Source organism: Leptospira mtsangambouensis, from assembly GCF_004770475.1.
In the GTDB taxonomy this organism is placed as follows: domain Bacteria; phylum Spirochaetota; class Leptospiria; order Leptospirales; family Leptospiraceae; genus Leptospira_A; species Leptospira_A mtsangambouensis.
Window position 1 is genome coordinate 986,957 of the sequence record NZ_RQHK01000002.1, and the last position, 19,607, is coordinate 1,006,563.

Below are 19,607 nucleotides of genomic sequence, written 5' to 3' on the forward strand. Positions count from 1 at the left end.
AAAGTTGGATTCCATTAGCTCTTTAAAGATTCAATTTCTGAAATTTCTTTCGGAATGGATTCGGTTAAATTGATGGGAGTTTTACCATGGATGACAATATCATCTTCGATTCGAATTCCTATCCCTCGAAATTCTTTTGGGATGGTTTCATCCGTTGGATCAAAGTATAGTCCAGGTTCCACAGTCACTACCTGACCATCTTTCAATGGTCTAGATTTTCCATCTAAAAAGTATCTTCCCACATCGTGCACATCCATTCCCAAATAATGGCCAGTCCGGTGCATGTAAAATTTTCGATAGGTTCCCTTCTCGATGATCTCTTCTAAACTCCCTTTTAAAAATCTCATTTCTCTTAGACAATCACTGAGGAAACGTACTGTTTTTTCATGTACTTCATTAAAAGGAGTACCGGAGATAGAATTAAGAATCGCATTTTTCTGAGCATACAATACAATTTCATAGATTGTTTTTTGAGCTTCAGTGAATTTTTTTCCGACAGGAAACACACGTGTGACATCAGCTGTATAATAGTTCCATTCAGCACCCGAATCGACAAGGACCAAATCTCCTTCTTTGAGAAGATCGTCATTACTAACGTAATGAAGGATACAGGCATTTTTTCCAGCGGCAACAATATGGCCATATCCCCCACCGATTGACCCATATTTTAAATACTCTTGATCAAGGAGAGCTTCCAATTCATATTCATACATCCCTGGTTTACTCTCTCGCATAATGCGCATATGGCCATGTTTTGTGACATCAGCTGCATTTTTTAAGATTGCGATTTCTTCCTTGGATTTTGTCAGCCTTTCTTCATGTAGAAAATGTGGATGTTCTATCCTATGCGGACCAAATTTCCCTTCCCTTGCCCTTTCCGATAGATTTCTACATTCGGAAATCAGTTCCCGGTCACGGTCTGGGTTTTCTCCAAAAAAATAGTATAAGGTATGATGCCCAATCAGGATAGCAGATTTTTCTTTTTCCCATTCACTTAAATCATAAGAAAAATCCAAACCTAACATGGATTTGATTTTTTCTTTTCCAAGTCGAATCCCCGTCCATATTTCTTTTTCTTTGTCTTTGGGTAAACAGAACATCCCTGAAACATCATGAGTGATCACAAGGATAGAGTCTTCTTCTGTAATCCCTGTTAGGTAATAAAAATCGGAATTTTGGCGAAACTTATACTCTACATCCCGGTTTCTAATTTTATGGTTTGCTGCAAAAAGTAAAAAGATTTCCCCTTTTTTTAGCTTTTTCTGAATGTTTGTGATCCGACTACGATATAACTTAGAGTTGTATTCTCTTGTTTTTTTATTTGGTAATTTCATGAGTGATGACTTCCTCTAAGGCCTCGAAAATACGTACAGGATTTTGGTCCATCATACAACGAAAATGTCCCTCTGGACAAATTCGTCCACCGTGAATCCCGCAAGGCCTACAATTTAGACCTTGTACTTCCATAATTTTATGTTTATCAGAAAGGCTTCCATATCCAAATGCAGGGATGGTCGCACCATATAACATAACCGTAGGAGTATTAAAAGCAGAGGCAAAATGAATGGGGCTGGAGTCGTTGGAAATAATCGCACTGGCATTCCGAATCCAAACCATTAGTTCTTTTAGGTTAGTTTTACCCACCAGAGAAAGCAAACGATCCCTTTCTTTTAATTCTAAAGGTTCTGTTTTCATCAACCGTGCAATTGTATTTTCAATTTCTAAATCTGCTTTGCTTCCAATTAAGATAACCGTTTCTTTTCGTTTGCGAAGGATTTGTGTGATGACACTCACAAATTTTTCTTCGGGCATTCGTTTGGTTTCCCAAAGAGAAGAAGGAGCTATTAGAATGTATCCATCTTCATGGTTTAAAATTTCTTTTTTCTTTGTTAAAAAAGAATCTTCCTCTTGTTTTCCTGGGAATAAATAGGGTCGTCTTTCTCTTCCAGTAGGATAATCATATTCCTCAAATAATAAGGAAAAAAGTTTTTCTACTTCATGTGGACCTTGTTTGGGTCTTTGCACCGTCTTTGTATGTAAAAAAGAAAAGCCGGATTCTTTATAACCAATACGAATCGGAGCCCTTGTAAGGTATGATAACAAACTCGAACGAAAAGAAAAATGCGCCGAATATACCTTGTTAAAGTTTTCTTTTTTTAATAATCCAGCGAAATGCAAAAACGCAAACGGATTCTTTTTGATTCGTTTTTTATCAAGTGACCAAACCTTTGTTAAATCTGGATTGTTTTCCAAAACAGATTCTGTACCCGCATTCACGAGCACATGGATTTCTGCTCCTGGATGTTCCGTTTTTACCGCATGGAAAAACGAAGTGGATAGGATCAGGTCACCTAAAAAAGCGGTTTGGATGATGAGTATTTTTTCTGGCATCAGTCTCTTTCTAGTATAGACACAAAGTTGTTTGTTGCAAGTCCACCTATACTTTGTGCTATTGCCAACCGCTTTTCCGGCCATTCCTCAAAGAACCGGCAAAGTTCGACAATTTGTGCAAGGCCTGAGGCACCCACTGGATGGCCCCGGGATTTGAGTCCACCAGAAGAATTGATAGGAATTTTGCCCATAGGATGGGTAAGGCCTGCTTTTACCTGGAATAAAGCCTCTCCTCGTTTGAAAAAACCTGCATCTTCGGCACCAACGAGTTCAAAAGGAGTAAACGCATCGTGTAATTCAGCAAAATCAATCTCACTTGGTCCCACACCAGCTTCAGCATAAGCCTTTTCAAAGGCAATGCGATTGGCCAAAAAACTTGGATCCGCTGACGAAAGAAAAGGTGCGGTTCCCGATCCCATCCCTTTGACAGAAATAGAACTTGGATCTTTGGAAAGGATAAGGGCAGCCGACCCATCAGAAAGTGGTGAGATATCATACAATCCCAAGGGACTTGCAATCTTAGTTTGGTTTTGGTATTCTTCCTGGGTTAAATTCTTTTTGATATGTGCTTTGGGATTCAAGAGTCCGTTGTCATGTAATTTCTTTGAGATGGCAAAAAGGTCTTCTTCTTTGTATCCATAATCATTTAAATACTTACGAGTGATCATGGCACCACCTTGTGCCATTGACATTCCGAGAGACTTTTGCGCATCAGAAAGAACAGAACCTAACAAAAGATTACTCTCTTCACGGTTGAGTTGGCTCATCAGTTCCGTTGCCACAACAAGTCCATGATCAAACCTTCCACTAAGAATTAAATTCACCCCCAATTGGAAAGCGGCTGCTCCTGAAGAAGAAGCAGTTTCCATTCTTATGGAATAAACATCTCGAACTCCCAGTAAGCCAGGGAGTTTTGCAGATAAATGGTATTCGTGATTGTAGGAATCAGGTGAAAAACTAGCGTAGATGATGAACTGAATTTTGTGAGATTGAAACTCATGTACAGATTGTTTTGCGGTCGCAAAGGATAAATCAAGTTGTGATCCTTTGTGTTTTCCGAATACACTCAATGATGGATTGTGAATGTAAACTTTCTTCATTAGAATATACTTTACGCTTGCCTATTCTATGAAAACCAATTATCTTTCCATTTGAAGAGAGAAAATGAGGCTACCCATATGAAGGGAAAAAAAGAAGTAATCGACATTTTAGCGGAAGTTCTAGCTGCAGAACTCACAGCCATCAATCAGTATTTTATTCATGCAAAAGTCTGTAAAAACTGGGGGTATTTGGAACTTGCAGAATACCTCAGAAAAGAGTCCATTGAAGAGATGAAACATGCAGACGAAATCATTGAAAGGATTCTCTTTTTCGATGGAACTCCTGACTTGCAAAAGTATTTAAAAATCAACGTAGGCCAAACGGTTCCTGAGATGTTGGACCATGACTTACAGTTAGAATACAATGCAGTAGAAAGACTCAACCGCGGCATTGATATCTGCGTAGCAGCCAAAGACAATGGAACAAGAGAACTTTTGGAAAAAATCCTTGTTTCTGAAGAAGAACATATTGATTGGATTGAAACACAAAAATCCATTATCGATTCGATTAGCATCCAAAACTACTTGGCTCAAAAATTAGGAGACTCGGAATAAAACCTACTCACCCCACTTACCATGCCATTTGCGGAGAAGGACTTTCTCCGCTTTTGGAAACCGAAATAAAATCCCACCATCTTAAAATTACCAGTTCCAACCGGGGTGGAGTTTTTTTTGCCGGAAAAAAAGAAGATGTCATTCAGTTTGCCATTCATACCAAGTTTGCGTCAAGAATCAACTTGCAGTTGTTACATGAAAATGCAGAAACGTACGACGAATTTTATGCTAAAGTGAGTGAACTTCCTTGGGAAAAATACATTGGACCCGAGGTTAGTTTTCGAATTGATGCAGAGACCAAAGATAAATTAAAAAATTCTGAATTCACCATGCATCGAACCAAGGATGCAGTTCTCGATCGTTTGCGGAGTAAAAAGGTCCCTCTCCCGGAAATTGAAAAACGAATGGCGGACATCACCATTGTTGTGAGATCTCATACAGATAAGTTTAGCATTGAAATTTCTTTTTCGGGAGATCCCGTGGGAAGACGTGGATACAGACTTTTTGCAGGGAATGCACCTGTGAGAGAACCCATTGCCCAAGCCATGCTCGAGGTATCCGGATGGAAAGAAGGAAACACATTGGTTGATCCCATGTGCGGATCGGGAACCATCCTTATCGAAGCGGCTCTCCGCGAACGGCTGTATGGCGAAATTAATCGTTTCCTGTTTGCAGAATCTCCTGTTTTTCAAATCTTATTTCCCACGTATGTATTCAATGAAAGGAAAAGAGAAAAACCAAATTCCCCACATCTTTTTGGATTTGATATCGATCCCGAAGCAGTTCGGATCGCCAAAGAAAATGCATACGAAGCTGGGGTGGAAGACTTTGTACAATTTGAAGTGGGAAATTGTTTAGATCTCAAAAACCAATTTGGAAAGGAGGGCCATGTAGTAACAAACCCTCCGTATGGGGAACGAATTGGAAAACCAATGGAAGATTTAAAAGAGATGTACTTTCAATTTGGAAAAGTCATCAAAAATGAATTTGGTGGATGGAAGTTTACCGTTCTTTCGGGAGATTTTTCTCTCCTTGGAAAATTTGGACTCAAAGAAAATACTCATTTGAGTTTGAAACACGCAAACCTCAAAGCAAAGATTGTTGATTATGAAATCAGAGGGGGGAAATGAATTCCAAAGACGTACTCAGTCGGGTCTTTGAAATCACAAGAGATCCTAGAGATGGACTACTTTTCTTAAAGGAATTCCAATCTTTATCGCCTGAATCATTTGCAATTCTTTATGCCGATTCGGAAACAATATTTGATAGTTCCGAAGCCTTGTTTTCAGATCTAAAACTTCTGTATCAATTGGATCTTTTTCCCTTTGTGATTTTGGAAGTAGATAGTTTCCAATACTTAAAAGTTTTTTTCCCACTCGAACAATCAAATTCCGAGGGAGAAAGAAGTCTTGGTTTTTCATACCAAGTTGTGGATCGTAACAATCCACTAAAAGAGGAAGTTACCAAAAGTATCAGTCAGAAAAAAATTCCAATTTTACTTTGGGATGATGAATCAGAAAAACTTTCTGCACTCATCGATCGTTGTCGTTCCATCCTCCATTCTTCCAAAGTCATTTATGTTTCGATCGATGGTCCACTACGAGATCCAAATACAAATAAGGTAAAATCTATTTTACAAAGTGATTCTCATTTGTCTCTCCCGGAAGGGATGACTCTATCTCGGTCACAGGAGGAATTCATCCAACTTTCTGAAGACCTATTGTCAAAAATAGAAGACCCAAAATTTAGTATTGTCCTTACCTCACCCTTTACGTTACTGACTGAACTTTTTACGGTCAAAGGTAGCGGAACTCTTGTTAAGCGAAAAAATAAAATCAGGGTTTGTCATTCCACTGAGGATGTGGATATGAATAGAGTTTTCCAACTGATTGAAGAATCTTTTGGAAAACCATTAAAACCAGAGTTTTATAAAACTAAATTTGATGTTCTATTTTTAGAAGAATCTTATAGGGCCTGTGCTTGGATGCAAAAGACAGAAAATGGATATTTACTTTCTAAATTTGCTGTGAATGGGGTGGCAAGAGGTGCGGGTGTGGGTCGCGATATTTGGGACCAAATTTTAGAACATTGCAAACCGCTTTTTTGGCGAAGCAAACCTGACAATAATATCAACAAGTGGTATATGTCTGTCGCACAAGGAATTGAAAAGGATGAAAGTTGGTATTATTATTGGTTGGGACTTGGCCAATCACTCATTCCAGATACGATCCAAATCTTAAAATCACAACCTGAAGATTTTTTTCCAAAGTAAACCCAAACCTATGTTATCTAAGAATTCAGTTTTAGTGTATGATGGGAATTGTGGGTTTTGTACCCGCCTGGCAAAAATCATTCGAGAAAAAACGAAGGATCAGGTGGCAATTATTTCTTTTCATAAGCTCACAGATACTGAACTAAAATCCATTCACAAAGAACTAAACAAAACTTTGTGTGCGGGAGAAGTTCAACTCATTGAATCAGGGATACGTTATCCTGGATTTTTTGCAGTCAGACAACTAAGTTGGAAAATGGACAAATACAAATACTTCAGTATCCTTTTGTATTTGCCCCTGGTCCCCTTTTTCGGAATGGGAGTTATGTTTTTTTTGAAACGATTTCGAACTAAACTTTCGTAAGGCGTTCTTTATCCAAACGAGAAAGTCCTTTGTAAAAATCTTCCCTTGCCACTAGAGCCAGTAAATTTCCTTCGATCACTTGGTTCTTTGATTCGTCTGTGATGGCTGTTTCTTCAATCAACTCAAACATACGTTGGCTATGACCTTCATCTGCTTCCAAATTTACTTGGAAAAATTTCCCTTCGGGAAGGGTCATTTCCGTTTTTAGTTTTTTGTATGCAAGAGCAATCTGAGAATATTCCAATTTTAATAGGTATTCATTTGCAGGACCGAGAGCTCCAAGCCCATAAAAAAATCCTTTTGCAATGATGGACTCCATTTTATCCAAATACGTTTTGGTTTCGGGTAGGATCTTATGGTTGCCAAAATCAAAGTTTAATTTTGTTAAAAATTCAATGAGAATGGAAACGTGAGTGTCTGCAATTTTTCCTTCTCCAAGTTCTCCCCAAATATTTTCCACAAGGACTATTTTTGCGTTTTGGTCTCTTGTTTTGGCAGCCACTAACAAAAACCAATCTACAAAGCCAATTGACACAAAGTATTCTTGGCTTAGCCATAAAATTAAGTCATTAAAACTCATTGAGGCACTTCGTTCTAACAACCACTGCGATCTAAGGATGGGATGAGTTTCCACATCCTTTTTTAAAGTTTCCACTATGTTCATAAGTTTTTATCCTTTGCATACTTGTAACGATGATGATGTTTATATTCCTGAAATCCTAAATCCAAAACATAATTTAAAAGTTCAGAATAAGTTTTCCCACTGCTTTCCCATAACAATGGTAATGTGGAATAAACAGAAGAAAAACCGGGAGTGGCATTTACTTCCAAAAAATACGGTAGGTCTTTTTCCAATTTAAAGTCGATACGAATGTAACCAGAACTTCCTAGGAAATTGGCAATTTGTACTGCAAAAGTTTGCAGAGTATTAGTTAGGTCTTTTGGCACAGAAAAATCCAAAGATTCCACAAAACTTTCTTTAGATTTGACAAGATCACTGTATACAGAACCGGGATAATCAACAAAAGCAGGAACTGTGGCCGAATAACTTCCTTTATTTCCGAGTACTGCGATTGTCAGTTCCCTTCCCGACAGATAAGATTCAACAAGGACTGGACTGTATTTTTCAACTAACGCCGGTAAAACTTCCATCCAATCATTAGAATTCTGAATCCGATTTTTTTCGTTTATCCCAAGACTCGAACCCTCTCCATTAGGTTTGATGAACAAAGGAAAGTTCCCCGGTGGTGTTTGGTTTTTATCTTCCACAAGCCAAAAATCTGTTGTGGGAATTCCAAAGGATTTTAAAAAAAGATTGGTTTTGTATTTATCTAAAGTGAAGGTTTGGACTGCCGCAGAACTTCCCGTATGAGGCACTGCTAAATACTCGCATAACGCCGGTATGTATGCTTCTCTGTTTGGAGACTGGTATCCTTCAATTAAATTCCAAACCATCCAATGTTTTCTTTCTTCTAAGGGAATGTTACAAAGAACGGACGTAATCTCTGTTGGGTTTGATAAAACAGCCACATCATAACCTAAATCCTTAATGGTAGTTTCCATTTTTTGGATGGTCTCTTCAGATTCCCATTCCTGAGAAAGTTCGGGTGCACTTGGATCATACACATCACACGCAAGAATCACAGTACATTTCATAATCCGAGATTCTCCAAATCCGCATCACTCAAAACAGGATAATAGGATTCCTTATTCGAATCTACTGGTTCAAAGGATAAATGGATTTTTTTTGTGACTGCCGATCGAAATACATGTTGGCGGGTTTTGGGATTATAGCCCAAATACCAGTTAGGTGAAATGGTAATTTTACCACCTCCACCAGGAAGGTCATTTACAAATTGTGGGATCCCCATCCCTCCAATTTTTCCCCGCATATATTCTACAATTTCAATCCCACGGGCAAGCGGGGTACGAAACCCTCTGGAACCGGGAATCAGTTCCGGATCATACAGGTAATAAGCACGAACACGCATCTCCAAAAGTTTTTTATGGAGAGTTAGCATGGTCTCTTCCTCATCATTGATTCCCTTTAAAAGTACAGACTGGTTCCCGACAGAAACACCCGCTTTTAATAACCGGAGGATTGCTTCTTTCGATTCTTTTGTACATTCTTTGGGATGGTTGAATTGGGTATTACAAAATATGGAAAGTTTGTCGTTATTATAAGTTTCAATGATTTTACACAAAGACTCTGTTATGCGAAATGGCAAAGTGACTGGGTTTCTTGTACCTAATCTACAAATTTTTACATGAGGTATAGAGTTTAATTCCGAAAGAATCCACTCAAGTCTTGAATCTGCTAAGTTTAATGGATCTCCACCGCTAATGACTACATCTTCTATTTCTGAATGGTTTCGAATGTATTCAAATGCCTTTTCCAAATCCCCTTTTTCCATTCTTTCTTCATTCGAAGATACCTTTCGTCCCCGCATACAATGGCGGCAATACACACTACAAGAATGGTTGGAAAATAAAAGAACTCGATTGGGATACATATGGGTCAGCCCACGAACAGGGCTTAGTCGTTCTTCATCTAAAGGATCGGCACTTTCTTCAGAAGAAAGGACTGCCTCTTCGGAACGAGGAACAATCATTTTTCGAATGGGACAATTGGGGTCATCGGGGCTTGACAAGGAAAGGTAATAAGGAGTGGTAGAAACATGCAAACGAATGGTTTCTCTAATTCCTATGAGTTCCGATTCTGTTAGAACAAAATACCGAGATAAGTCTTCCCCTTTCACTCGATTTTGCAACTGCGAGGTGTGATCCGTCCAATTTGTTCGGGAATACAGCTCTTCGCGCGCCTTAAGAACTTCTGATAAACTGCTTTGCACGAGCATAACTTCCAATTCCTTACTTGCCAAGAGACCGCCAAATTCTTTTCTGGTGGTAATGCAAGAAAACCGCCTGGGGGAAATCCGCATGGTCGCCTTCGATGTCGATGGGACCTTATTTTCCTCAGAATCCATAATCTTTAAGACCTATGTGCAGGCAATCGAAGAGTTTGCACAAAAGACGGGAAAAATCACGTCCTTACCGAGTCATGACCAGATTATGAATGAGATTGGGAAACCCGTTCGTACCATCTTTAAAAACCTTTTGCCTGACCTTCCTGAATCTGAACGGGATATCATTTCTGGAAGGGTTCTAGACCTACTCTGCGACGCTATTAGAAGCGGTGGTGGTGATTTTTATGCAGGTGTCGGTTCTACCATCCATTATCTGAAAGAAAAAGGATACACCATCACTTGTGCCTCCAACGGAAGAAAAGCTTATATTGAAACCGTTTTAGATACAGCAGGCGTTTTACAATACTTCGAACCAATTGTTGTCATCAACCAAGACACCATCCATACCAAAGGAGAAATCCTTGCGGAGTATGTTCGCAAATACAATTTAGAACCAAGTGCCATTGCGATGATTGGAGATAGACATAGTGATTGGGAAGCAGCAAGAGAGAATGGATGTCCATTTGGTTTCTGCACCTATGGTCACGGCCTTCCTGGCGAAATTCCGGATTTCGATTGGAAATTCGATGATTTACCCAATTTGAAAGAATTTTTTTAAATTCGAAATTCTCTACTTTTCCGACATTGATACTGTGGCGGTACATCCCCAAATCCAAGATGATAAATGGAAATCTTTACGCTATTTGATTGGCGGGATTTTTCTTGTACTGGTCCTCATTGAAAAGTCAATGGGCTTTGACCCGAAAGCCACTGGAAGTTTTCTCCCCAAACAAGGATTCCGCAATATAGGCAAATCGCAAGATAAGGGAAAATTTGCGGAACCTTCCGATCCTTTTGCCAAAGAAAATTGGGAAGATGATTTGAATTGGGAAGAAGAAGTTTTGACCCAAACCTTTCCCGATTCTGATTCCAAACAAAAACCTCGCACAAAACTAGTGGATGAAACCATTCCGGAAATCACTCTTCCTGAAGACAGGTTTCCTGGCGCCGGCAAACGACTGCAAGTGGATGCCGGGTACTTACCTGTATATTTCTTAAAATTTTATGGAACCGGCAAAAATAGCCAATCCCAGCTAGTCAAACTCACCCGGGAATTTCCAGGGGGAGATCCCATCCCTTATTTATTCCAAGAACTTACAAAAGGACCAAATCCTGAAGAAAAAGGCAAAGGGGTACTTTCTGCTCTATCCAAAAGAGTCCGAATGGAGCCCAATTACCGTTTGGAAAATGGAATCCTCCATCTTTCAATTTCGGAAGATATCGGTTATGGAGGGAGTATGGAAATTTTAAAAGACAGACTCGATCAAATTTCATTTACCATGATTGGAAATTTTGGAATCAAAGGAGTAATACTTTATTCCAATGGGGAAAGAATTCGGACTTTAGGCAGTGATGGAATGACAATTCCTGAAGTTCTTGCCAGATCCCAAAGGAAGGTAATCATTTTCTAACTCAAGGAAATGGTTTACAGATCTTAGATTTTCGGTATCTTTAGTTCTGGTTCTTACATGCGTAGGCATACATTCAAAAGATATTTTTTTGTTTTTCGTAAAATGTTTTTACGAACCTACCATCCTAGTTTCACCGCCACAAATATTTCCGACATAGGCTCTTCCCTTCAGATTTTTAGTGTGATGACGGCCTTTACTTCAATCATCTCTCTTTTGTTTGTTGATTCCCTTGTGCGAACCAAAGAAGCCAGTTTCTGGATTGCTTTTTTTAGAATCTCTTCTCTTGGCATTTGTTTTTTTGTTTATCTCTTTGGAAAAAAAAGAGTCAAACTCTACCAAAGACATATCTACGGAATCACAAGTCTTGTCCTCATTGGTCTGATTTTACTCTATATTCCAATGATGGTGTATGATAAACCAAACCATGCCTATTATCTGTTTGGTTCTGCCATTGTCATTGCCAGTGCCTCAATTCTTTTATGGATTGAACCTTTCCGGATTCTACTTCTTTCCACTCTTTACATTGCTGTATTCATTCCCTTACATTTAAACTTTTCACGCATCCAAGGATTTGATCGTTTTGTTTTTTACCAAGATGTTCTCATCGTTTCTTTTTTACTCGCCTTTGGATTTGTGGCAAATCTCCTCATCAACTACTGGCGGTTTGAAGAATACCGGGTAAAGGCAAGACTTAGGATCACAGTCGGGAAATTACTTCGGATCAATCAAAAAATTGAAGACCTTTCACGTGTGGATTCGATGACAGAACTATTTAACAGGCGTCATCTGCTCGAACAGTTTGATCTCTATAAAAAAAGATCCAACAGAGAAGGGTTTATCATTGGTCTTGTGATTTTAGATTTGGACCGGTTAAAAGCAATCAATGACAAATACGGTCACAAACAAGGAGACCTTGCCATCCAAGCTTTTGCCAAAACGGTAAAGTCCCGAACAAGAATCACAGACATTGCAGCACGAATTGGAGGAGATGAATTTTGCCTTCTTGTTTCTCCCATTGATAGAGAAGGTTTGCAGGTTCTTGCCGAGTCCATTCGTGAGAAATTGGAACGGTTACAAATCCCCATTCACAACCAACCAGGAGAGTCCCTTACCCTAACAGTATCCATTGGGGCCACACTCTTTCGTCCAGAAGACGATCCGAGTTTTGATGAACTCTATCACAAAATTGATACAGCCCTCTATACCTCAAAAAATGAGGGAAGAAACAGAATCACTCTTATCGAATCTTAAAAAAAAAGATCGACAGGTTTTGCAAATTTCATTAGTGTTGAAATTGAGACTGATTCTCAGTTTATGTCCATAACGGATAAGGTGTAAAACTTCCAAGATGGGTGAAAGCCCGTCTTTTTTTTTACTCCACCCCTGCTCGGTTGCAGTCGTATTCTTCGGTGTAGAGTAAGTTTCGTCGGATGGGTTGGAACCCCCCTTCTTTTAAAAACTTACGAGCTTCCTTTTCTGTTTTTAATCCAAAAGAACGAAGTACATTCTCCTCAATGACAACAGAGGAAATATCATCAGCCCCGGAATAAAGTGCCAGTTGTCCCACACCTTTTCCAAGAACCATCACGGAAGTTTCAATGTGTTTGATATTGTCTAAAAAAATGCGGCAGATCCCAAGCACTTTCAAATATTCATGCGTGGGCACTGGCCTGACTTTAAACCTTTTGGTTTGTGGTTGGAAGGTCCAAGGAATAAAAGATAAAAATCCACCGGTTCTGTCTTGGAGGTCTCGGACCACACTAAGGTGTTCGATTACCTCTTCTTCTGTTTCTTCCGATCCAAAAACGACGTTTGCTGATCCAAGGAGTCCTACTTCGTGACAGGTTTCCATTGCACGAACCCATTCCGATACAGTGGCTTTTTTTGGGGAAATGATTTGGCGCATCCTTTCTGTGAGAATTTCAGCCCCAGCTCCAGGAACCGAATCAAGACCCGCTTCTTTTAAAATGAGTAAAACTTCTCTGAGAGGTTTTCCTGTGATGGTTTCTAAATTGATCACTTCCACAGGAGAAAAGGCACGGATATGCATCTTTGGGTATTTTGCTTTTACTGTCCGAATGACATCTAAATAATAATCAAAAGGAAGATTTGGATACACACCACCTTGGAGAAACATTTGGTCTGCTCCTTCTTCCACGGCATAATCCATTTTTTGTAAGATCTCTTCTTTGGAGAGAACATAACCCTTTCCATTCCCAATTTCATCCATAAAGGAACAAAAACTGCATTCCACATTGCAATAATTGGTATAATTCACCACTCGGAACATGGTGTAACTGGCTTCAGTATGAGGACGTATTTTTTCCCTAAGGAACCTTGCTGCCATTTGGATTTTCAGAAAGTCCCCACTTTTGTAAAGGAGGAGTGCTTCTGCAGGAGAGATCCGTTTGCCTTGGACAGCGTTCAAAAGGACAGCATCTGCGGGGTCATTTGGGCTAAATGAAAACGAGTCTAAGTTCATAATCTCTACCTACTTGGACAGGAAATCTTCTGACAGATCCCTGTAAAAACCGAATTTTCCTGGACATTCATTTTTCTATACAAATCCTAGGAAATACCAAACACCTTAAGGGCATAAACATAAATGGATATCGGAAGAATACTCTTTCACCTATTATTCACAGCATTTTTCGTCGTGGCAAACATTGTCTTTGTCCGCGCCATCCTTTACAGGCTCGGACTGATCTTCAATGGTCGTCCTGCTTTCTTCAATGAAGATGCGAAAAAGAACCTAAATATTGGATTTCGGCTTAAAAGTTTTTTAATAAACGTTGTCCTACAAAAGAAAAATTTCCGGGAACCAGTGCGCGGAATCATGCACGCATTTGTTTTTTACGGATTTCTCGTGTATACCATCCATACAACAAGCCAAATGGTTGCTGGTGTATTTGGATATGTCATGGACGATCCTTACAAATTTGCTCTTCCTGAATTTCTTTTGGGTGAATCAGCAAACCATATCTATGAACAAGCAGTAAACTACGTTTCTATTCTTGTACTCACTGGTCTTGGTTTCTTTGCTTGGAGACGTTGGATCAAAAAAGCAAAAGGTCTTGATGTTCACTCTCCAGCTTCAGCTGTTGTGATCAGTATGATTGCCACTCTTATGGTTACCACCTTACTTGGGAATGGTGCTAAAACAGTTGCGGCAACTTACTTCACTCATGCAGGTCTTATTGATGGAGCCATCGGTTCCGTTTGGGAATCCATCGGTGTTGCAAATTCTTCTGCCGACATCGTTTTCCAAATTATGTGGTGGGGCCATATCATCACTGTGTTCTCGTTTATGTTGTATGTTCCTACATCAAAACACGCTCACTTAATTTTTGCTCCGTTTAACTATTTCCTTGCGACAGACACTCCAAAAGGCCAACTTTCTAAACTTAATTTAGATGATGAAAATGCAGTTTGGGGATCCAACCGCGTAGAAGACTTTCCTTGGCCAAACCTACTCGATGGTATGTCTTGTATTGAATGCGGACGTTGCCAAGTAGAATGCCCAGCCAATAGAACTGGAAAAGTTTTAAATCCAAAAGCAATCATTGTGGAACTCAAACACCAAATGTTAGAGAAAATGCCAGAAGTGGCAGCAGCACGTGCGGGAAAAACTCCTGAAGAAGCTGCAGAAGCAGTTGCTGCTTTAGAAACGGGAGTCATCAACTCACACGAGGGTCTTAGTGAAGAAGCTCTTTGGGGATGTACGACTTGTTATGCGTGCGTTGAAGCATGTCCTGTAGGAAACAACCAAGTAAATGCCATCATTGAAATGCGCCGTCACTTAGTTCTTGCGGAATCAAAAATGAGTCCTGAACTTCAAAAAGCCTTCACAAACATGGAAAACAATTCCAATCCATGGGGTGTGGGAGCACATACTAGAGCAGACTGGGCAGAAGGTCTTGGTGTGAAAGTTCTTTCAGAAGCAGAAGACAAAAACGTAGATGTACTCTATTGGGTAGGTTGTGCGGGTGCTTTTGATGAAAGAAACAAAAAGATCTCTCGTGACTTTGTTAAAATCATGCAAAAGGCTGAAGTAAACTTTGGAATCCTTGGAACCGAAGAAGGTTGTTCTGGAGATTCGGCTCGCCGCGGTGGTAATGAATACCTCTACCAAACTTTAGCACAAACCAACGTAGACACAATCAACGGTTACGGAATTAAAAAAATCGTTACTGCTTGTCCACATTGTTACAACACTATCAAAAACGAATATCCACAATTTGGTGGAAACTTCGAAGTCATCCACCACTCTGAATACATAAACCAACTATCCAAAGATGGTAAAATTGATGTGAAAGTGGCTGATGATGCTAATACCGGAAAATACACTTACCACGATTCTTGTTACATCGGTCGTTATAACAACAACTACGATAACCCTCGTGATGTTGTGAAAAAGGTATCCGGTGGAAAAATCGAAGAAGCAGTAGACCATCACTCCAAAGGACTTTGTTGTGGTGCGGGTGGTGCACAGTACTGGATGGAAGAACATGTAGATGAATCCAATCCTGAAAGTATCCGTGTGAATAGCAAACGTACAGGACAACTTCTTGATACGGGTGCCACTACAATCGCCACTGCTTGCCCATTCTGTATCACTATGATCACAGATGGTGTCAAAGCTGCGGAAAAAATTGATTCTGTAAAAGTGAAAGACATTGCAGAGTTAGTTGCTGAGAACATCGACTAACAAGTCAGAGTTGTGAGGAAAAAATGAAATTTCAAAATTTCCTCGCAACTGATTTGGTTGTTCTTTGGAAAAGGTGGAGGGAAACTTCCACCTTTTTTATTTCTCAACCAAAACCTTATTCTATCTCACATTGGTTCTTTGTTTTATTTGTCCTTCAGGCTTTTATTTTTAATTCCCTAACTGGAGAGTCCAAACAGACCATCCATCCGCCAGAAGGCGACGGAATCACCATCATCGTAGAAAAAGGACAAACTCTGAGTATCATTTCCAAAACCTATTTAGATGATCCAAGGAAATGGAAAGAACTACTCAAATCCAACCAAATTGATAATCCGAATCTGATCATTCCTGGAATGAAATTATGGATTCCAAAAAGTTTGGGTAAAAAACCACTCGCCGACCTCCAAAGGTATACGGGAAAAACAGAAGTTTTAAAAGTTTCGCAGAAAAGCTCCGATTGGGCAGGAGCCACAATGGGTGAAGGACTCTATGCAAAAGATGAAGTGCGTACTTTCAAAGATTCGGAAGCCCAATTTCTTTTGTTATCAGGCTCTCGGTTTGAAATCACAGAAAACAGCCATGTGATTATGGAAAAGGGAAAATCAGATACAGAACCGGATGAACTATATCTTCGCAAAGGACGAATTCGTTCCATCATTCAGAAAAAACCATCTGCCAACCAAAGAATGTTTTTACTAAAAACAGATTCTGCCATATCTGAAGTTCGAGGAACGGACTTCCTTACAGAAGTAGATCCTTCTGGGAATACAACCTTAAGTTGTTATGAAGGACTTGTGGCAGTCTCCGCACAAAATGTAACCGTAAACGTTCCTTCTGGCTTTGCGACCTTTGTCGAAAAAGGCAAACCTCCGCTAAAACCTTTCAGTTTACCAGATCCTCCGAAACCAAAAGAAGAATGAATCCTTTCCATCATTTCAGATTATTCCTATTTTTGTTTGGGTTTTTGATTATCAGTCTAGGATTCTTTTTTCCTGTCTTTTCCGAACCAAAAACCATCAAATTCTCTCTCGAACCGGATAGAGACGATATCATTCAGTATGAATTTGAATTATGGAAAGAACCTAACTTCGACTTGGAGATTCCTTTTCGAGTGGTAGCAGGTCCAGGGAAAATCCAACTGTATATCCCCAATGGATATGAATACTTTCGGATTCGGGCCGTGGCCAAACGCCAAGTACGTGGGTTTTGGACAGAACTATATGCAGTGAATTCCTTTGGAAAACCAAAGGAACAGAGTAAAATCGTGGCTCGCAAACCAGCCACAACAGATGTTTTGATTCCTATAACGAACAAGGAAGGAACCAATCATTATTATTTAACAGAAAATAAAATCCACGTAAAACCCATCTTAAGCCAACCAATGAAAACTTACGTTCGTTATCGTGTGAACGGCGGACCTTGGGTGGTTACCAAACAACCAGAGTTAACATTTGCAAATGATGGAAACTATAAACTTGAATACCAAGTCACTAATGAACTAGGAATTTCTGATTCTATGCAAGTTTGGGAGTTTAGTGTGGACAAAACTCCCCCAAAAACAGAGTTTCATTGGCAATCTCCTCCTTTCAGAAAATCGTCTCTCTCTTTTGTAGGGCCCAATTCCCATTTAGAACTGCTAGCAACCGATACAGGATCGGGATTAGACTCTATCCGGTTTCGCACTATTTGTGGAAAAAAAACTCCATCAGAATGGTATCTCTGGGAAAATCAAACTTCTTGGACAAACGTGATTCATTCCTGTTCGGAGGATTTAGATTTAGAAATTTCAGCCACAGACAAGTTGGGAAACGAAGAAGTCCCTCAAAAAATCAAAATTCTACAGACAAAAAAAGGAAACTAACCTGTGTTCACCGGAAATAGAATCCGAGAACTATTTGATCATTTTTTGTATGTAATTAAAACAAAATCTTTTCTTAAATTATTTCTATCAATCATTGCCTTCTTAATTGTTCCTTATTTTCTTCTCGTTTCTTCAATGATCCATTCCAGATACAAAGAAGCTTTGGATTGGAACCAAAGATTCCAACTCATTCGGATCCAACTCCTTGTCATTGATTTAGAAAACCAAATTAGAGAACAAATCAACCGAGAGATTTCTGAAAAAAAAAACGTAGGGATGATTCCCATCACAGAACTTCCAGAAATAATGAACCGCTGTGTTCCCACTCCTAAAGACCTTTCCCAGTTAGAAGAAATTACCTTGTTACAATGCGACTGGGGATCTGAAAAAAAATCGTATCTTTTCGTTTTAGATGAAAAGAATGTTTCCATACACTCTGCTAAGTTTTTAGAAGATGCTTTACTTGATTCACCTTTTAGTGATCCGAATGAGGGTTTGTTTTTACTCGGCACACAAGGAGATTTTGGAATTTCAGGATTTATCGAGGATGAATTTTTAGTTTCTGATTTTTGGAAATCCGATGTAAAATCTTCTCTCCAAACTCATTCCAATCTGCCATCCCTTCGGGAAACAAAAAAGGATGATTTGGATTATTTTGTTGTCAGTTACCCAATGTATGGACTACCAATTCACTTATTCATTGTTAGCCCAAAAGAATTAGTCTTAATTCCGATAAAAGAATCTCTAAAAAAGAATATAGTCATTTTAGTTTCCTTACTTTTTTTATCCTTTGTTTTTTCTCTCGCAATTTCACTTAGAGAAATTGAATCAAAACAAAAGTTAAAACTTCTTTTACAAGAGTTTCCCCATGCAGCCATCCTATATGATTCAAAGGGAAAAATTCTTTTAGAGAATCAAGAGATCGAACAAAAACTTTTGGTAACAAATTTATTCAGAGACCAACTTTCCGTCAAAGAGTGGATTGAAAAAGAAGTTAATTTATTCCTAAAGGATGAATCCAATTTACAATTGGACCTTACTAAACTTAGAAAAGAGGAATCTGAGTTTTATTCAGAAGATGGTTCTGTTTATTTATTGGAATTTACATACCAACTTTGGTTTTTGGAACAAAAATATCGGTTCGCAAGCGGAGCCCTAGTCCTCGTACAGAATGTAACGAAAAAACGTTTAGAATTCGAAAAGGAAATGGACTACGCAAAAGACTTACAAAAGAAATACCTTCCCAATCGAATTATCATTTTACCCAATTTAGATTATGAAGTTTTATATAAACCACTGATCCAAGTGGGTGGTGACTATTACGACTATATTGATTTGGGAAACAATAGATCCATTTTTGCCCTTGGTGACGTGATAGGACATGGAGTAAAAGCTGCCATGATGATGACAGTTCTACGGGTTCTATTCCATCAAATTGTTAAAACAGAATCCGATCCAAAAGAAATTCTAAAAAAAATGAATGAAGGTGTATCCAATCATTTTCCGGATCCATTTGCTTTTGTTCCTTTTTTGTTTTTATTATTTGATTTTAATCAAAACACAGTTTTATACGGAAACGCAGGCCATCCGGGGATGTTATACCTCTCAGGAGATGAGATTCTTTGTCCCGAAAAATTAAACCCAATGTTTGGAATGCTTCCTAAAATAGAACCAAAAGTTTTGGAATTTCCCATCCAAAGAGGAGATCGTTTTTATCTTTTCACAGATGGGCTGAAAGATGTCGAAAATTCTAAAGAAGAAAAACTAGGAGACAAGGAATTAAAAGATTTTTTGTCTGCGATGAAGGACAAACATATGTCCCTCGTCAAACAAGAATTAGAACTAAAAATCAGATCCTATTCAGAGGGAATCCCTTTCCTTGATGATATCACCTGGATTGGGATAGACGTCATTTAGA

The 19,607-nt window shown here is 39.1% G+C and carries 18 protein-coding genes; 11 read left to right on the forward strand and 7 right to left on the reverse strand.

Translation table 11 applies throughout. The annotated features are described in order from the left end of the window. Window positions 1-14 precede the first annotated feature (14 nt). The 3 genes from EHR01_RS04505 to EHR01_RS04515 are packed head-to-tail and all read right to left on the reverse strand — an operon-like array spanning window position 15 to window position 3,491. Complete coding sequence (locus EHR01_RS04505; RefSeq protein ID WP_135693455.1) at window positions 15-1,334, reverse strand: aminopeptidase P N-terminal domain-containing protein; 1,320 nt, start codon at window positions 1,332-1,334, stop codon at window positions 15-17. Continuing rightward, window positions 1,318-2,391 carry a lipopolysaccharide heptosyltransferase II gene (gene waaF, locus EHR01_RS04510; RefSeq protein ID WP_135693457.1) on the reverse strand — a complete coding sequence of 358 codons (1,074 nt, stop codon included), beginning with the start codon at window positions 2,389-2,391 and terminating at the stop codon, window positions 1,318-1,320. The genes EHR01_RS04505 and waaF overlap by 17 nt, the downstream gene beginning before the upstream one ends. Beyond that, window positions 2,391-3,491, reverse strand: a complete 1,101-nt coding sequence (locus EHR01_RS04515; protein ID WP_135693459.1) for a thiolase family protein — start codon at window positions 3,489-3,491, stop codon at window positions 2,391-2,393. Before EHR01_RS04515 ends, waaF begins: the two co-directional genes overlap by 1 nt. Window positions 3,492-3,569: 78 nt before the next feature. Here EHR01_RS04515 and bfr point away from each other — a divergent pair, with 78 nt between their 5' ends. Genes bfr through EHR01_RS04535 form a run of 4 tightly spaced genes read left to right on the forward strand, consistent with a single transcriptional unit; the run spans window position 3,570 to window position 6,682 of the window. Beyond that, window positions 3,570-4,046: a bacterioferritin gene (gene bfr, locus EHR01_RS04520; RefSeq protein ID WP_135693461.1), complete on the forward strand. Its 477-nt coding sequence runs from the start codon at window positions 3,570-3,572 to the stop codon at window positions 4,044-4,046. 26 nt (window positions 4,047-4,072) lie between these two features. Then, the gene (locus EHR01_RS04525; protein ID WP_425269975.1) at window positions 4,073-5,176 is read left to right on the forward strand and encodes a THUMP domain-containing class I SAM-dependent RNA methyltransferase; all 1,104 of its coding nucleotides are present in this window, start codon (window positions 4,073-4,075) and stop codon (window positions 5,174-5,176) included. Further along, entirely contained in the window at window positions 5,173-6,318 is a 1,146-nt protein-coding gene (locus EHR01_RS04530; protein WP_135693465.1) for an acetylglutamate kinase, read from the forward strand. Before EHR01_RS04525 ends, EHR01_RS04530 begins: the two co-directional genes overlap by 4 nt. 10 nt (window positions 6,319-6,328) lie before the next feature. After that, window positions 6,329-6,682, forward strand: a complete 354-nt coding sequence (locus EHR01_RS04535) for a DCC1-like thiol-disulfide oxidoreductase family protein (protein WP_135693467.1) — start codon at window positions 6,329-6,331, stop codon at window positions 6,680-6,682. Here the strand turns inward: EHR01_RS04535 and EHR01_RS04540 are convergent. The 3 genes from EHR01_RS04540 to EHR01_RS04550 are packed head-to-tail and all read right to left on the reverse strand — an operon-like array spanning window position 6,669 to window position 9,540. Then, complete coding sequence (locus EHR01_RS04540) at window positions 6,669-7,346, reverse strand: iron-containing redox enzyme family protein (protein ID WP_135693469.1); 678 nt, start codon at window positions 7,344-7,346, stop codon at window positions 6,669-6,671. The two genes, EHR01_RS04535 and EHR01_RS04540, sit on opposite strands and share 14 nt — an antisense overlap. Continuing rightward, the gene (locus EHR01_RS04545; RefSeq protein ID WP_135693471.1) at window positions 7,343-8,338 is read right to left on the reverse strand and encodes a D-alanine--D-alanine ligase family protein; all 996 of its coding nucleotides are present in this window, start codon (window positions 8,336-8,338) and stop codon (window positions 7,343-7,345) included. The genes EHR01_RS04540 and EHR01_RS04545 overlap by 4 nt, the downstream gene beginning before the upstream one ends. Beyond that, window positions 8,335-9,540: a KamA family radical SAM protein gene (locus EHR01_RS04550; RefSeq protein ID WP_135693473.1), complete on the reverse strand. Its 1,206-nt coding sequence runs from the start codon at window positions 9,538-9,540 to the stop codon at window positions 8,335-8,337. Before EHR01_RS04550 ends, EHR01_RS04545 begins: the two co-directional genes overlap by 4 nt. Before the next feature lie 82 nt (window positions 9,541-9,622). On the opposite strand from EHR01_RS04550, the gene EHR01_RS04555 reads away from it, so the two are divergent. From EHR01_RS04555 to EHR01_RS04565, 3 genes are all read left to right on the forward strand, one after another. Then, window positions 9,623-10,267, forward strand: coding sequence for an HAD family hydrolase (locus EHR01_RS04555; RefSeq protein ID WP_244309975.1), 645 nt, complete (start codon window positions 9,623-9,625; stop codon window positions 10,265-10,267). Between the two features lie 34 nt (window positions 10,268-10,301). Further along, window positions 10,302-11,120, forward strand: a complete 819-nt coding sequence (locus EHR01_RS04560; protein ID WP_135693477.1) for a GerMN domain-containing protein — start codon at window positions 10,302-10,304, stop codon at window positions 11,118-11,120. A gap of 102 nt (window positions 11,121-11,222) precedes the next feature. Further along, entirely contained in the window at window positions 11,223-12,371 is a 1,149-nt protein-coding gene (locus tag EHR01_RS04565) for a GGDEF domain-containing protein (protein WP_238837971.1), read from the forward strand. Between the two features lie 121 nt (window positions 12,372-12,492). On the opposite strand, the gene mqnC is transcribed toward EHR01_RS04565, so the two are convergent. Beyond that, entirely contained in the window at window positions 12,493-13,602 is a 1,110-nt protein-coding gene (mqnC, locus tag EHR01_RS04570) for a cyclic dehypoxanthinyl futalosine synthase (RefSeq protein ID WP_135693482.1), read from the reverse strand. Between the two features lie 123 nt (window positions 13,603-13,725). Here mqnC and EHR01_RS04575 point away from each other — a divergent pair, with 123 nt between their 5' ends. The 4 genes from EHR01_RS04575 to EHR01_RS04590 are packed head-to-tail and all read left to right on the forward strand — an operon-like array spanning window position 13,726 to window position 19,606. After that, window positions 13,726-15,828, forward strand: coding sequence for a (Fe-S)-binding protein (locus tag EHR01_RS04575; protein ID WP_135693483.1), 2,103 nt, complete (start codon window positions 13,726-13,728; stop codon window positions 15,826-15,828). A gap of 23 nt (window positions 15,829-15,851) precedes the next feature. Beyond that, window positions 15,852-16,748 (forward strand): FecR family protein, encoded by an 897-nt coding sequence (locus tag EHR01_RS04580; protein WP_135693485.1) that lies wholly within the window; start codon window positions 15,852-15,854, stop codon window positions 16,746-16,748. Continuing rightward, window positions 16,745-17,689: an LBF_2017 N-terminal domain-containing protein gene (locus EHR01_RS04585; RefSeq protein ID WP_135693487.1), complete on the forward strand. Its 945-nt coding sequence runs from the start codon at window positions 16,745-16,747 to the stop codon at window positions 17,687-17,689. Before EHR01_RS04580 ends, EHR01_RS04585 begins: the two co-directional genes overlap by 4 nt. 3 nt (window positions 17,690-17,692) lie before the next feature. Further along, window positions 17,693-19,606 carry a PP2C family protein-serine/threonine phosphatase gene (locus EHR01_RS04590; protein ID WP_135693489.1) on the forward strand — a complete coding sequence of 638 codons (1,914 nt, stop codon included), beginning with the start codon at window positions 17,693-17,695 and terminating at the stop codon, window positions 19,604-19,606. The last annotated feature ends 1 nt before the right edge of the window (window position 19,607 follow it).

Coding starts and splice junctions, on each gene's coding strand:
- EHR01_RS04505 (WP_135693455.1), bottom strand. CDS start 1,334: ATGAAATTACCAAATAAAAAAACAAGAGAATACAACTCTAAGTTATAT.
- waaF (WP_135693457.1), bottom strand. CDS start 2,391: ATGCCAGAAAAAATACTCATCATCCAAACCGCTTTTTTAGGTGACCTG.
- EHR01_RS04515 (WP_135693459.1), bottom strand. CDS start 3,491: ATGAAGAAAGTTTACATTCACAATCCATCATTGAGTGTATTCGGAAAA.
- bfr (WP_135693461.1), top strand. CDS start 3,570: ATGAAGGGAAAAAAAGAAGTAATCGACATTTTAGCGGAAGTTCTAGCT.
- EHR01_RS04530 (WP_135693465.1), top strand. CDS start 5,173: ATGAATTCCAAAGACGTACTCAGTCGGGTCTTTGAAATCACAAGAGAT.
- EHR01_RS04535 (WP_135693467.1), top strand. CDS start 6,329: ATGTTATCTAAGAATTCAGTTTTAGTGTATGATGGGAATTGTGGGTTT.
- EHR01_RS04540 (WP_135693469.1), bottom strand. CDS start 7,346: ATGAACATAGTGGAAACTTTAAAAAAGGATGTGGAAACTCATCCCATC.
- EHR01_RS04545 (WP_135693471.1), bottom strand. CDS start 8,338: ATGAAATGTACTGTGATTCTTGCGTGTGATGTGTATGATCCAAGTGCA.
- EHR01_RS04550 (WP_135693473.1), bottom strand. CDS start 9,540: ATGCTCGTGCAAAGCAGTTTATCAGAAGTTCTTAAGGCGCGCGAAGAG.
- EHR01_RS04555 (WP_244309975.1), top strand. CDS start 9,623: ATGGTCGCCTTCGATGTCGATGGGACCTTATTTTCCTCAGAATCCATA.
- EHR01_RS04565 (WP_238837971.1), top strand. CDS start 11,223: ATGTTTTTACGAACCTACCATCCTAGTTTCACCGCCACAAATATTTCC.
- mqnC (WP_135693482.1), bottom strand. CDS start 13,602: ATGAACTTAGACTCGTTTTCATTTAGCCCAAATGACCCCGCAGATGCT.
- EHR01_RS04575 (WP_135693483.1), top strand. CDS start 13,726: ATGGATATCGGAAGAATACTCTTTCACCTATTATTCACAGCATTTTTC.
- EHR01_RS04580 (WP_135693485.1), top strand. CDS start 15,852: ATGAAATTTCAAAATTTCCTCGCAACTGATTTGGTTGTTCTTTGGAAA.
- EHR01_RS04585 (WP_135693487.1), top strand. CDS start 16,745: ATGAATCCTTTCCATCATTTCAGATTATTCCTATTTTTGTTTGGGTTT.